The sequence below is a fragment of the Streptomyces sp. NPDC032822 genome, from assembly GCF_055578825.1.
In genome coordinates, this window is the sequence record NZ_JBVIOL010000001.1 from 1,128,332 (window position 1) to 1,141,454 (window position 13,123).

Annotated in this window: 9 protein-coding genes and 1 pseudogene; 5 read left to right on the plus strand and 5 right to left on the minus strand. The window is 66.9% G+C overall.

From position 1 onward, the window contains the following. Window positions 1-28 precede the first annotated feature (28 nt). Window positions 29-1,240, plus strand: a complete 1,212-nt coding sequence (locus tag ACZ5VD_RS05220; protein ID WP_468549263.1) for an MFS transporter — start codon at window positions 29-31, stop codon at window positions 1,238-1,240. Between the two features lie 430 nt (window positions 1,241-1,670). Here the strand turns inward: ACZ5VD_RS05220 and ACZ5VD_RS05225 are convergent, their stop codons facing one another. Beyond that, on the minus strand, window positions 1,671-3,701 hold the full coding sequence (locus tag ACZ5VD_RS05225) for an NAD(+) synthase (protein WP_468680838.1): 2,031 nt from the start codon (window positions 3,699-3,701) through the stop codon (window positions 1,671-1,673). Between the two features lie 230 nt (window positions 3,702-3,931). Here ACZ5VD_RS05225 and ACZ5VD_RS05230 point away from each other — a divergent pair, with 230 nt between their 5' ends. After that, window positions 3,932-4,111, plus strand: coding sequence for a hypothetical protein (locus ACZ5VD_RS05230; RefSeq protein ID WP_468680841.1), 180 nt, complete (start codon window positions 3,932-3,934; stop codon window positions 4,109-4,111). A 45-nt stretch (window positions 4,112-4,156) separates the two neighbouring features. On the opposite strand, the gene ACZ5VD_RS05235 is transcribed toward ACZ5VD_RS05230, so the two are convergent. The 3 genes from ACZ5VD_RS05235 to ACZ5VD_RS05245 all read right to left on the minus strand — a co-directional run bounded on the left by ACZ5VD_RS05235 (window position 4,157) and on the right by ACZ5VD_RS05245 (window position 7,547). Further along, window positions 4,157-6,097 carry a S53 family peptidase gene (locus tag ACZ5VD_RS05235; RefSeq protein WP_468549266.1) on the minus strand — a complete coding sequence of 647 codons (1,941 nt, stop codon included), beginning with the start codon at window positions 6,095-6,097 and terminating at the stop codon, window positions 4,157-4,159. 173 nt (window positions 6,098-6,270) lie between these two features. Further along, the gene (locus tag ACZ5VD_RS05240; RefSeq protein WP_468680843.1) at window positions 6,271-6,888 is read right to left on the minus strand and encodes a DUF305 domain-containing protein; all 618 of its coding nucleotides are present in this window, start codon (window positions 6,886-6,888) and stop codon (window positions 6,271-6,273) included. Beyond that, window positions 6,885-7,547 carry a DUF3105 domain-containing protein gene (locus tag ACZ5VD_RS05245; RefSeq protein ID WP_468680846.1) on the minus strand — a complete coding sequence of 221 codons (663 nt, stop codon included), beginning with the start codon at window positions 7,545-7,547 and terminating at the stop codon, window positions 6,885-6,887. The genes ACZ5VD_RS05240 and ACZ5VD_RS05245 overlap by 4 nt, the downstream gene beginning before the upstream one ends. Before the next feature lie 329 nt (window positions 7,548-7,876). Here ACZ5VD_RS05245 and ACZ5VD_RS05250 point away from each other — a divergent pair, with 329 nt between their 5' ends. Continuing rightward, entirely contained in the window at window positions 7,877-9,238 is a 1,362-nt protein-coding gene (locus tag ACZ5VD_RS05250) for a glutamine synthetase family protein (protein WP_053755742.1), read from the plus strand. A 376-nt stretch (window positions 9,239-9,614) separates the two neighbouring features. After that, window positions 9,615-11,663 (plus strand): ATP-binding protein, encoded by a 2,049-nt coding sequence (locus ACZ5VD_RS05255; RefSeq protein ID WP_468680847.1) that lies wholly within the window; start codon window positions 9,615-9,617, stop codon window positions 11,661-11,663. Window positions 11,664-11,892: 229 nt separating this feature from the next. Here ACZ5VD_RS05255 and ACZ5VD_RS05260 read toward each other — a convergent pair whose 3' ends face one another. Continuing rightward, window positions 11,893-12,729 carry a hypothetical protein gene (locus tag ACZ5VD_RS05260; RefSeq protein WP_468680849.1) on the minus strand — a complete coding sequence of 279 codons (837 nt, stop codon included), beginning with the start codon at window positions 12,727-12,729 and terminating at the stop codon, window positions 11,893-11,895. 225 nt (window positions 12,730-12,954) lie between these two features. On the opposite strand from ACZ5VD_RS05260, the pseudogene ACZ5VD_RS05265 reads away from it, so the two are divergent. Further along, window positions 12,955-13,041 (plus strand): annotated as a pseudogene (locus ACZ5VD_RS05265) (glutamine synthetase); the annotation flags it as partial. Window positions 13,042-13,123: the final 82 nt, after the last annotated feature.

The following is a 13,123-nucleotide window of genomic DNA, read 5'->3' on the forward strand; positions in this document are numbered from 1 at the left end:
TCTCCCCTGAAAGGCAATGGTTTTTTTCATGCCCCTGGCCCTGCTCGCCCTCGCCGTGGGCGCCTTCGGCATCGGTACGACCGAGTTCGTGATGATGGGCCTGCTGCCCGACGTCGCGGACGACCTGAACATCTCGATACCCGAGGCCGGACACCTGGTCTCCGCGTACGCCCTGGGTGTGGTCATCGGCGCCCCGCTGCTCGCCGCGATCACCGCGCGCATGTCCCGCCGCAAGCTCCTGATCGGGCTGATGGTCCTGTTCGTGGCCGGCAACGTGCTTTCCGCGTTCGCCCCCGACTACCACTGGCTCCTCGCCGCCCGCTTCCTCAGCGGCCTCCCGCACGGCGCCTTCTTCGGCGTCGGCGCCGTGGTCGCCACCACGATGGTGGCGCCGGAACGCAAGGCCCGCTCGGTCTCCCTGATGTTCCTCGGCCTCACCGTCGCCAACGTCGCGGGCGTCCCCGTCGCCACCCTCATGGGCCAGCACCTCGGCTGGCGGGCGACCTTCCTCGGCGTCGGCGCGATCGGCCTCGCCGCCATCGCGGCCCTCGCGCTGCTGATCCCCCACGACGACGCCCACGCCCCGCGCGTCGGAGTCCGCGGCGAACTCGCCGCGCTGCGCTCCGTGCCCGTCTGGCTGGCCCTCGGTACGACCGTCGCGGGCTTCGGCGCGCTCTTCTCCGCGTACAGCTACATCACGCCGATGCTCACCGACGCGGCGGGCTTCGCCGACTCCAGCGTGACGCTGCTGCTGGCGCTGTTCGGCGTGGGCGCCACCGCGGGCAACCTGCTGGGCGGCCGGCTCGCCGACCACTCCCTGCGCGGGACGCTGTTCGGCGGACTGATCTCCCTGGTCGCCGTCCTGGCACTGTTCCCGCTGTTCATGAGCGCGCAGTGGAGCGCCGGGCTGGCGGTCGTGCTGCTCGGCACGGCGGCGTTCATCACCGGCTCGCCGTTGCAGCTGATGGTCATGGAGAAGGCCTCCGCGGCGCCCTCTCTCGCGTCCTCCGCGAACCAGGCGGCGTTCAACCTCGCCAACGCCGGGGGCGCCTGGATCGGCGGCGTCGCGCTCGCGGCGGGCTTCGGAGTGACGTCCCCCGCGCTGGCCGGAGCGGGACTTGCCGTCCTGGGCCTCGGTGTCGCGGGTGCGGCGGCTGCCGTGGACCGGCGGCGGGTCGCCCCTCGGGGACGCCTGGTCGCGACCCACGTGCCGGAGACCTCGCAGGCCGTACGTTCCTAGAAGGCGCTGCCTATCACCCCCCGTACCAGGGGGCTCCGCCCCCTGGACCCCCGACCTATGCCCACCCACCACCCGACTCGGTGAGCCGAGAGGTGGCCGTCATCCTGACGGCTCGGTGGGCCGAAGGGCAGCCGTTGCTTTACCGGCTCGGTGAGGGAGGGATGCCCCTCGGCTGGCTGACTCGGTGGGGCAAGGAGGGACCGTCGGTCGGCTGACCCGATGGGCCGAGTAGTGGCCCCCTCGGCCTGTCGGCCCGGTAGGTCGAGAGCCGTCCGTCGCGGGCGTGGGGCGTGGGCCTGACGTGCGTGCTCGCCGTGCCGGTTTCGCCCCCCGAACCCCGAACCCCGCCCCCGAAGCCGACCCCCGAACCCAGCCTCCGGCCTCGAAGCCGACCCCCGAACCCAGCCCCCGACCCTCCCCCCGCCCCCGACTACTTGTCGAAGCGGGCCAGATCCCGCAGCCAGGCATCCGCCGTGCCGTCGGACGGTGCGCGCCAGTCGCCGCGTGGGGAGAGGGAACCGCCGGCCGAGACCTTCGGGCCGTTCGGCATGGCCGAGCGCTTGAACTGCGCGAATGCGAAGAAGCGTCGGCAGAACACCTCCAGCCACTGCCGGATCTCCGGCAGGTCGTACGCCAGCCGCTTGGTGTCCGGGAAGTTGGGCGGCCAGGCGCCGGACTCCGGGTCGTGCCAGGCGTGCCAGGCGAGGAAGGCGATCTTGGACGGGCGGAAGCCGTAGCGCAGCACGTGGAAGAGGGTGAAGTCGTGCAGCGCGTAGGGGCCGATCCTGGATTCGGTGGACTGCATCTCCTCACCCGGTACGAGTTCCGGGCTGATCTCGGTGTCGAGGATCGCGGCGAGCGTCTTCCCGGTCTCCTCGTCGAACCGGCCGTTTCCGATGACCCAGCGGATCAGATGCTGCATCAGCGTCTTCGGTACGCCCGAGTTGACGTTGTAGTGGCTCATCTGGTCGCCCACGCCGTACGTGGACCAGCCGAGCGCCAGCTCCGACAGGTCACCGGTGCCGAGCACGATGCCGCCGCGCTGGTTGGCGAGCCGGAACAGGTAGTCGGTGCGCAGTCCGGCCTGCACGTTCTCGAAGGTGATGTCGTACACCGGCTCGCCTGAGGCGAAGGGGTGCTCCATCTCCTTCAGCATCAGCCGCGCCGTCGGCGTGATGTCCAGCTCGGCCGCGGTGACGCCGAGGGAGCGCATCAGCTTGTGGGCGTTGTCCTTGGTGTGGTCGCTGGTGGCGAAGCCGGGGAGGGTGAAGGCCAGGATGTCGGTGCGGGGGCGGTCGGCGCGGTCCATCGCCTGGGCGGCGACGATCAGCGCGTGCGTGGAGTCGAGGCCTCCGGACACGCCGATGACGACCTTCGGGCCGCCGATCGCGGCCAGCCGCTGCTGGAGCCCGGCGACCTGGATGTTGTACGCCTCGTAGCAGTCCTGGGCGAGGCGGTCGGCGTCGGCGGGCACGAAGGGGAAGCGTTCGACGCGGCGGCGCAGTCCCAGGTCCGTGGCCGGCGCGTCGAGGGTGAAGGACACCGTCCGGAAGTCGCCGGTCCGGGCGGCGTGCGTACGGCGGTTGTCGTCGAACGTGCCCATCCGCATCCGCTCCTGGCGGAGCAGGTCGAGGTCCACGTCGGCCACCGCGTACTGCTCGCCGCTCGGGAAGCGGTCCGACTCCGCCAGCAGTGCCCCGTTCTCGTAGATCAGGGTCTGTCCGTCCCAGGACAGGTCGGTGGTCGACTCGCCGAGGCCGGCCGCCGCGTAGACGTACGCGGCGAGGCAGCGGGAGGACGCCGAGCGGCACATCAGCTTGCGGTCCTCGGCCCGGCCGACCGTGATGGGGCTGCCCGAGAGATTGACGAGGACGGTCGCGCCGGCCAGCGCGGCCTCGGCGCTCGGCGGCACCGGGACCCACATGTCCTCGCAGATCTCCGCGTGCAGCACGAGCCCGGGCACGTCCGCCGCCTCGAAGAGCAGGTCCACGCCGAACGGCACGTCCCGGCCGCCGACCCGGATCGTCCCGCCGCGTTCGTCGTCGCCCCCGGCGAGCTGGCGACGCTCGTAGAACTCACGGTAGTTCGGGGGATACGACTTGGGCACGACGCCGAGGACCCGGCCGCGGTGCACGATCACCGCGCAGTTGTAGATCCGGTTGCGGTGGCGCAGCGGGGCGCCGACGACCACGACCGGCAGCAGTTCGGCCGACCCGGCGACCACGGACGCGACCGCCTGCTCGACCTCGTCCAGCAGCGCGTCCTGGAGCAGCAGGTCCTCGATCGAGTAGCCGCACAGGCCCAGCTCGGGGAAGACCGCGACCGCGACCCCGTCCCGCGCGCACGCGCGCGCCTGGCGCAGGACCGCTTCGGCGTTGGCCCGCGGGTCCGCGAGGACGGTGTGGCCCGTGCACGCGGCGACCCGTGCGAAGCCGTGCTGATAGATCGACCAGAAGTTCAACGGTGCTTCCTCGCAAGGAGTGGACGGGCGCGGGGGACGGACGCGGAAGGTCCTGCCGGCACGAGGCGAAGTCGGAACACGAGGCCAGTGTAATCGTCAGAGCGACGCGATGGGTGGTGGCCCTCCGTAGCAGAGCCCGTCCCGCGCTGTGCGCGTTCCGGGCGAATCCCGGCCCGCGGCCCGCTTCCGCACTACGACTAGTCGTAACGAGAAGTGAGGGAGGGGAAGCGGTGAGTGACTGGCTGTTCATCGCCGGCGCCCTGGCCGCCGGCGCCGTCAGCAACACCCTTTTCGCGCTGGCCCGTCGGCGCCGGCTGGGCAGGCGCACACGCGAGCGCGCCCACCCCCGGTCCGGGGATGGGCGCGCCATGTCGGGCAGTGCCGCCGTCGGTGACGACGGTCGTCGGTGACGACCGTCGCCGCCGGCGACCGCTGTCCGTGGTGTCGGTCGGTCGTCAGTGGTGTCGGTACGACTCCACGTAGCCGGCCGCCGGTGTACCCACGCCGGTGACGTCGTCGTAGCCCTTCACGGCCTTGAGCGAGCTGTCCGTGCCCAGGGTGCGCACCGAGGTGAGCAGGCCCCCCGACGCGTCGTAGCTGTTGGCGAAGTCGACGCGGGCGACCGCCAGGCCGGAGCCCGTGGGGTGGTCCGTGACGTCGTGGTACGCCTTCGTGCCGTACCTCGCGTAGATCGACGGGTTGGCGAAGCCGATCGCCTTGCCGCCGCGCGCCTGCTGGGCGAGGGCCTGGACGGCCGCGACGACCGGCGAGGCCAGCGAGGTGCCGCCGATGCGGTACTCGCTGTACCGCTGCGACCCGTCCGGGAAGGTCTGCGTCTGGCCGACCTTGAAGCCGGTGTTCGGGTCGGCGATCGCGGAGATGTCCGGGACCACACGGTTGCCGGTGGCGCTGTTGGCCGTGGCGAGCGCGCCGGGGACGACGGCCTTCTGGTAGAAGGGCGCGGCGACCGTCTTGCTGGTGCCGCCGCCCGCGCCCGAGGTGAACGCGCCGGGGAAGTCCGTCCAGCTCTTGCCGTCCGCGGACAGCGAGGCCTTCTCGGTGCCCCAGCCGGTCTCCCACAGGTACTTGTCGCCCTTGCCGACGGCGAGGGAGGTGCCGCCGACCGCCGTCACCCACGCCGAGTTGGCCGGGGTGTCGACCTGCTTCGTGCCGGTGTTGGCGACCTCGTCGCCGTTGTCGCCGGAGGAGAAGTAGAAGCCGATGCCCTCGACCGCGCCGAACTGGAAGACCTGGTCGTAGGCGGCCGCGAGGTCCGGCGTCTGGGCCTCCTCGACGCTGCCCCACGAGTTGGAGACGATGTCGGCGAGGTGGCCGTCGACGACCGTGCTGAGCGAGTCGAGCAGGTCGTCGTCGTAGCAGGAGGCGGCGCCGACGTAGGTGATGTTCGCGTCGGGCGCGACCGCGTGCACGGCCTCGACGTCGAGGGTCTCCTCGCCGTACCAGCCGGCCGCCCCGCACTCCTCGGCGTGGGTGTACGTGTCGGGCAGGACCTGGCGCAGCCGACTGGTGGTGTAGGCCGCGTCGCCGTGCTTCTTCGCGTAGGTGGCCGCGTCGTAGGCGATGGTCGGGGAGGCGTACGCGTCGGTGATGGCGACCCGGACGCCCTTGCCGGTGTACTTGCCCGCGCCGTAGGCGGCGCGCAGCTGCTTGCCGGTGTAGCCCTGGACGGCGTACGGGATCTTCCCGCCGTACGCCTTCGGCAGCGTGGTCGCCACCTTGGAGCCGTGGTACGAGGAGAACGGTCCGGCGTTCTTGAACACGGCGTCCGGCGGGGGCAGCGTGTCGCTGTGGCTCGCCTTGTGCGGCGCGTTGTCCAGGCCGGTGACGGTCAGGACGGCCCCGTTGAGGCTGTCCGGCGCCGAGGCCGTCCGGGTGGGCGCGCGGTAGGTCTTGGAACCCTTGGTGTAGTTGTGCAGCTGGGTCCCGAAGGCCTGCTCGACGGCGGACACGTCGCCGGAGACGGAGACGTAGTGCTGGGAGACGCCCGTGACCTTCAGTCCGGCGGCCGTCAGCCAGGACCTCACCGCGGCCACCTGGGCCTTGGTCGCGCCGTAGCGGGCCTGGGCCTGCTGGGCACTGAGGTACTTGCCGTACGACGCCGAGGACGGGTCGGAGACGGCCTTGGCGTACGCGGCGAGGCCGGTCGCGTCCCGGCCGGCCAGGTAGACCCGGGCGGACATCGCGGAACTGTCGGAGGCGGCGCCCTTGTCGGCCTTGGTCGTGGCCCACGCGGGTTTGGTGCCTGCCAGTGTGTCCCGGCCCGGGCTGTCCGCGGCGTGCGCCGCGGGTATGCCGAGCGCCAGCGCACCCGCGAGCATGGGCAGTGTCGCTGCCATGCTCACTCCGGCGCGCACCTTGGCGCGGTTGGATCTCATGGAACCCCCTGTGCGGTTCGTCGCGAGTGGATCACTCGACGGTGGCCACTCTCGCGATGAACCGTTCATGCCAGGGGAATGGGCATGCCAAGAAGAGCTCAATTAACCTAATGAAGAGGCCATTTGGCGATTGCGGCGCTGTGAAGGCCAAAGAGCCCCGAAGGCCGGGAATGTCAGGAACGCGGCTTCGCGCCACGCTCCTTGAGCAGGCCCTTCATCACGGTGATCTCCGATTCCTGGGCATTGACCATGCCCTGCGCGAGCCGCTTCTCCACACCGACCGTGCACCGCTCCACACAGCCCTCGGCCATATGGATCCCGCCCTGGTGATGGTCCGTCATCAACTGGAGGAAGAAGATCTCGGCCTTCTCGCCGCTCAGCGTGTCCAGCCTCTTCAGCTCACTGTTGGTCGCCATGCCCGGCATCAGCGCCCCGTCCTTGCCGGCCGGCATGTCACCCATGCCCATCCACGTCATCGGCGAGTCCGCGGACACCTTCGGCAGCCCCCACAGATCGAGCCAGCCCAGCAGCATGCCGCGCTGGTTGGCCTGCGTCTGCGCGATGTCGTACGCGAGCCGCCGCACCTCCTCGTCGTCGGTGCGGTCGCGCACGATGTACGACATCTCGACGGCCTGCTGGTGGTGGACCGCCATGTCCCGCGCGAACCCCGCGTCCGCGGAGTCCGCGGACGGCGTCACTGCCGAACCGCCGTCCTCGGCGACGGCGTAACTGATGGCCCCCGCCGCGACCAGCACCCCGGCCACGGCGACCGCCACTCCCGCGAACCTCACTTCGACAGACCACCCGTGCACGCCGCGCCCGGCTCGGGCGTCTGCTCGCCCTGCACGAACTTCTCAAGGAACTTCGCGACGTTCGGGTCGTCCGCGCCCGTCACCGTGCGCTGGTGCCCCCACGCGGTCAGCATGATCGGATCGGCCTGCTTCTCGTCCGGGCTCATCAGCGTGTACGGCGTCTGCTTCACCTTCGTCGCCAGCGCGTCCACGTCCGCCTTCGAGGCCTTGCTCGTGTACGTCACCCAGACCGCGCCGTGCTCCAGGGAGTGCACCGCGTTCATATTGTTGATCGCCTCGGTGTAGACGTCGCCGTTGCAGTTCATCCAGACCTGGTTGTGGTCACCGCCCACCGGAGGCTCCACCGGGTACTTCACGGTCTTGGTGACATGGGTCTGGCTCAGCTTGCCCTTCCAGGTCTTCACGCCGTCCGCGCCGGCGACGAACTTCCCCGCGGCCTGGGTGCCGGCCGCCTTGCCGTCGTCGTCGGACTGCGTGTTCACCAGCACCACTCCGCCGACCGCGAGACCGGCGACGACCACCACGCTCGCGACGACGGCGAGCACCCGGTTGCGGCGCTCACGGCTCTGCTCGGCGCGCCGCATCTCCTCTATCCGGGCCTTGCGGGTGGAGCTGCTGCTGGTCTTGGCGGAGCCCATAGGTGTGTCCTTCTGGGGAAAGGGAGCCGGACGAGGTGTGCTGATCGTAATGGTGGACGTGTGCCCCCTCGTAGAGAGGGCACGGGAATGGCCGAAGAGCGGGCCCCGCCGGGCCGGTGGACTCCCCGCTTACGGATGTCGGTCCGAGCAGGCAAGATGGGCGGCAGAGCGTGCACCTGTCGTACGTGAGGCGTTCACCCCGAGGTCGGCTGGACGATCAAGGTGCGCAACGCGCACGAAATGGTGTTGTGGTGGGATGCTCAGGTGCCCGACCGCCTCCGTGGTGCGGGAGACAGGCGGCCTGACCAGCAAGGATGGGGAAGCGGAAGATGGACAAGCAGCAGGAGTTCGTGCTCCGGACGTTGGAGGAGCGTGACATCCGGTTCGTCCGGCTGTGGTTCACGGACGTGCTGGGCTTCCTCAAGTCCGTGGCCGTGGCCCCGGCCGAACTGGAGCAGGCCTTCGACGAGGGCATCGGCTTCGACGGCTCCGCGATCGAGGGCTTCGCCCGGGTCTACGAGTCCGACATGATCGCCAAGCCCGACCCGTCGACCTTCCAGGTCCTGCCGTGGCGTGCGGAGGCCCCCGGCACCGCCCGGATGTTCTGCGACATCCTCATGCCGGACGGCTCACCGTCCTTCGCCGACCCGCGGTACGTGCTCAAGCGGGCCCTGGCCCGCACCTCCGACCTGGGCTTCACCTTCTACACCCACCCGGAGATCGAGTTCTTCCTGCTGAAGGACAAGCCCCTCGACGGCTCCCGGCCCACCCCGGCCGACAACTCCGGTTACTTCGATCACACCCCCCAGAACATCGGCATGGACTTCCGCCGCCAGGCGATCACCATGCTGGAGTCGATGGGCATCTCGGTCGAGTTCTCCCACCACGAGGGCGCCCCCGGCCAGCAGGAGATCGACCTCCGCTACGCCGACGCCCTCTCCACGGCCGACAACATCATGACGTTCCGCCTGGTCATGAAGCAGGTGGCACTGGAACAGGGCGTCCAGGCGACCTTCATGCCCAAGCCGTTCTCCGAGCACCCGGGCTCGGGCATGCACACGCACCTCTCGCTCTTCGAGGGCGACCGCAACGCCTTCTACGAGTCGGGCGCGGAGTACCAGCTCTCCAAGGTCGGCCGCTCCTTCATCGCGGGCCTGCTCAAGCACGCCGCCGAGATCGCCGCGGTCACCAACCAGTGGGTCAACTCGTACAAGCGCATCTGGGGCGGCTCGGAGCGCACCGCGGGCGCCGGCGGCGAGGCCCCCTCCTACATCTGCTGGGGCCACAACAACCGCTCGGCCCTGGTCCGGGTCCCGATGTACAAGCCCGGCAAGACCGGCTCCGCCCGCATCGAGGTCCGCTCCATCGACTCCGGCGCCAACCCGTACCTGGCGTACGCGATGCTCCTCGCCGCAGGCCTCAAGGGCATCGAGGAGGGCTACGAGCTCCCGCCGGGCGCCGAGGACGACGTCTGGGCCCTCTCCGACGCCGAGCGCCGCGCGATGGGCATCGAACCCCTCCCGCAGAACCTCGGCGAGGCCCTGACGCTGATGGAGCGCAGCGACCTGGTCGCCGAGACCCTGGGCGAGCACGTCTTCGACTTCTTCCTGCGCAACAAGCGCCAGGAGTGGGAGGAGTACCGCAGCGAGGTCACGGCCTTCGAGCTGCGGAAGAATTTGCCGGTGCTGTAGGAGCAGGTCACAGCACCTCTTAGCTTACGTTCGCTACGGCCCTGCAGACTGTTTCTGCGGGGCCGTATACGTGTGACGTAGGTCTTGGGCCGTCTGTGGGCCGTTGCGCGCAGGACTCGTGCTGGAGACCTGTGCACTGCGAGGCTGTTGTTTCCCCTGTGCTGACCGTCTTGGCGCAATAGGCGGGACCGCGTGCCCTCCTCTCTGTCACCCTGCCTTCTTACTCAAGCCTCCCCTGTAGCCGCACGGGCCAGTAGGTGCTGACCGGTCGGCCAAGACGCGCTCATCGCGGTGTTCACATCGGCCGTCACAGTGCCGATACTGACCGTAGTCGACGGGCGATCACGTCGATCGATGCCGCGTCAGGGGAGGGGCCATGGGGAGCATCACGCTGCGGGTCGAACAGGACCACGTCGAAGGCGTAGCCAAGCTGAACGATCCGGTGGGTGCGGTAGTTGAGCTGATTTGGAACGCATTGGACGCGGACGCAACTCGCGTCAGAGTGGAAATCGAACGAAACGAGTTCGGTGGCGTCAGTAAGGTAAGTGTCTTAGACAACGGTCATGGAATGCCGTCGGAATCATGCCCGTCCTATTTTGACAAGCTGGGCGGCTCATGGAAGAAGACGGCGTTAGTTTCTATGGACAAGCGTCGAGCCATGCACGGCAGGAATGGGCAGGGTCGCGTTCGTGCATTTGCCCTCGGGCAGCATGTCCGCTGGACCACCGTCGGTAATGGGATCGACGGAAAAGTAGAAACCGTTATAGAGGCCGATCGCTCAGCGATGCGTGATTATCAAATTAGCACGGTGGGCCCAACGGATTCGGATACCCGTACTGTTGTTGATGCCTGGGGAGCCGTGCCTCACCTGGACCGATTGCTGAACACTGCAAGGGTAGTGGCGACGCTAACGACAGAATTTGCCCTTTACCTCGAAACTTACCCCGATACTTCGATAGTTTACGACGCTAACGACGTGAATCCTGCCGCTGTACAGGTTCATTCTGCCATGTATGTGCTTGATCGAGTTGATGGATCCCCTGCCCCTGAACTGAGGGTCATCGAGTGGCGTAAAGGGGTCACGCGTGAGCTTGCATTGTGCGATTCAAGGCGAATGCCGCTGGTGAAACTGCGTCCTGAAATTCAGGCACCCGGATTTAATTTTACGGCCTATCTTTCATGGAAGGGTTTTGAAGATCGGCCGCAAGAGCTGGCCTTAGTGGATTGGGACGAGGATTCACCAGCATCTGCGGTGGTTGAGCAAGCCAGAGGGCGTCTGCGTGAGCATTTCCGGAGCAGGGTCGATGATCGTCGTCGTGAGCAGGTGTTGGAGTGGCGTCGAGAGGAGGTCTACCCCTATAAAGGGGAGCCCACAGAGCCTACGGAGATCACCGAACGGGAAGCTTTCGATACGGTAGCCACGACTATCGCAAAACATATCCCGAAGTCCCCTAAGGCTAAAAAAGCAACACTGGGCCTCCTTAAGGAGACGCTTGCTGCAAAACCCGATCACACGCCAGAGATTCTTGAGCGAGTCTTTTCCTTGTCCCGTCAGGAAAAGGAGGAGCTTGGAGCGCTCTTGCAGCGTACGAGCCTAACGTCACTTATCCGTACCTCTACGGCGGTTACTGACCGCCTTGATTTCATTCGGGCCTTGGAGATACTGCTTTTCGACACCGAAGCCAAGAAGGTGACAAGGGAACGGGATCAGCTTCACAAGATTCTGGAGAACGAAGCCTGGGTATTCGGTGAAGAGTATTCCCTCATGGTCAGCGAGCGTGGTCTTTCGGAGGTTCTTCGGAAGCGTTTATCAATACTAAGGGTGCCCGAGCCTGCCGATACCAATGTGCGTCTTTTGGATGGGCGTATGGGCAGGGTTGATCTCATGCTTTCCAAAACTACGGTGTGGGTCCAGAAGCCCCATCACTTGGTTGTCGAGCTCAAGCGACCTAGCCTCAAGCTAGGGATGGGGGAGTTTAGTCAACTCGTCAATTATGCGACCACAGTCATGGCTGACGAACGCTTTAGGGCTACTGAGGCGAACTGGGATTTCTGGCTTATCGGAAATTCCATGGATGATTCCCTACGGGGACTCACGCGCCAGCCCCACCTTCCTCCGGGTCAGGCTGGCGCGGTTGGTTCAAACGCTAGATTGTGGGTTCGTGAGTGGAGTGAGGTAATCCAGGAGTGCAAGCAGCGACTGCACTTCTACAGGGACAGGCTCGACTACCAGTCCACGGATGAGCACGCTTTGGAGTATCTCGTGCGTAAGCATGTGGGTGCGACCCCGACAATTCTGTTGCCAGGTGACGAGGATGTCGTGGGTGACGTGTTGGATGAGGACGTGGCGGAGAAACCAGCCGCTACTATCCCGATAGCTCGAAGCGGCGCCTCAGCGCCTGATACTCGCTCAGCGATGGACTGACGGGGCCGGACCTCTGGAGCGCTCCCGGTCTCACTACTCGCTGCGTCCAGTGTCGTCTGAGGGCGTCCAGCAATGCGTACAGGATGCCTTGACCGCGTCCTTTCGCTGGGGAACAGGTAAAGGGCTTCGGTCGGCAGTTGCCAGATAGGCATCGGTACGCACCTCCAGGCCCGCAGCGTCCTGATGCCTACAGCGGTGGACTCTATGCCAACTTCGGGATCGTCGCCGGCTAGTCGCTGGGCCTTGACGCCCTCTCCTCGGAAGATGTTAGAAGCAGGCGTTCGAGAAACTCGACTATGGCTGTGATGCGACGTGATACCTCGGCTTTGAACTGGTCCGTGTTGTAGATGAAATCATTCGTCTTCTTGAGGCTGGGTCTGTCGAGCGAAATGCTCCCTGCCTCGGATGCGAACCGGTGGCATTCCTCGAACTCCGAGACGACACCGTTGACGTAGTGTTCGATGTTGCCGTAGTGCACGGCGAGTGTTCCCTCCGCAGGCCCGCGCTTGCCTCCGTTCTTGGGGCCGGCCTCCTTAACCACGATGGTGGAGTCGTCGGGCAGAAGCTTCTGGATGAGTGGAGCTCTGCGTGCCAAGGTCTCGAAAACGAGTTGGTACTCAGAGAGTTCGGGTAGCAGTCGGGAGTACGCCTCGGCCGTGATGGCCGACGATGTTCTGGAGGCCGTCTCGGCCTTGAGTAAGCGGCGAATCTGCTTGATGCCGTGGTAGGCGTCCAGCATCTCGGTAAGGAAGGCCCGGATTCGGTCGTCTCGACGCTGCCTCTCCAGGTGTGCCTGCTGCACGATGAAGGTCGCCCATCCCACGAAGAACCCCACGACGGAGATGCCGAGCACCTGCACGCACACGCGCACCACTTCGTAGGGCACTGTGTTCGACTCAGGCTTGAAGGGCAGCACAATTCCCAGGACCACGGCCGCGGTCGCTGCAACAACGGCGACGAAAGCCAGGGCACGTCGCTCGGCTCGACCACCTAACCACTGCTTGTCTGCGGTCGACTTCTGATGGGTCACCGTGTGGGCGTGATCGCGCTCCTCGGGAACGTCCATGAGGGCAGCATCCAGCGCAGGACCGGAGGGCGCCATAGGCAGGAACGGAACGATGAAAGCGTTGCTTTGCCTGTGGTTCCTCCAGCCACACCTGCAACCTGATCGGTCGGAGGGGCCGAGAAGCTGTTGTTGTGCCGTTGAAGGGCGGCCCACAGCGACCAACAACGATTTTGCACGACCGCACGGTGGTGTGAGTCACTCGAGGACCGCCGCACGCCGCACAAGTTCCTGCGCTACAAGCGCCAGGAGTGGGAGGAGTACCGCAGCGAGGTCACGGCCTTCGAGCTGCGGAAGAATTTGCCGGTGCTGTAGGGGCTTCGCCGTAGAGGCGCGGGGTCTGCCTGAGCGCGGTCGCGGCCGGTGGGAGCTTCTCGCTCCCACCGGCGCGGAGCCG

What these genes read in the sequence shown, in the direction of transcription:
- ACZ5VD_RS05220 (WP_468549263.1), top strand. Translation starts at nt 29, where the DNA reads ATGCCCCTGGCCCTGCTCGCCCTCGCCGTGGGCGCCTTCGGCATCGGT.
- ACZ5VD_RS05235 (WP_468549266.1), bottom strand. Translation starts at nt 6,097, where the DNA reads ATGAGATCCAACCGCGCCAAGGTGCGCGCCGGAGTGAGCATGGCAGCG.
- ACZ5VD_RS05245 (WP_468680846.1), bottom strand. Translation starts at nt 7,547, where the DNA reads ATGGGCTCCGCCAAGACCAGCAGCAGCTCCACCCGCAAGGCCCGGATA.
- ACZ5VD_RS05250 (WP_053755742.1), top strand. Translation starts at nt 7,877, where the DNA reads ATGGACAAGCAGCAGGAGTTCGTGCTCCGGACGTTGGAGGAGCGTGAC.
- ACZ5VD_RS05255 (WP_468680847.1), top strand. Translation starts at nt 9,615, where the DNA reads ATGGGGAGCATCACGCTGCGGGTCGAACAGGACCACGTCGAAGGCGTA.
- ACZ5VD_RS05260 (WP_468680849.1), bottom strand. Translation starts at nt 12,729, where the DNA reads ATGGACGTTCCCGAGGAGCGCGATCACGCCCACACGGTGACCCATCAG.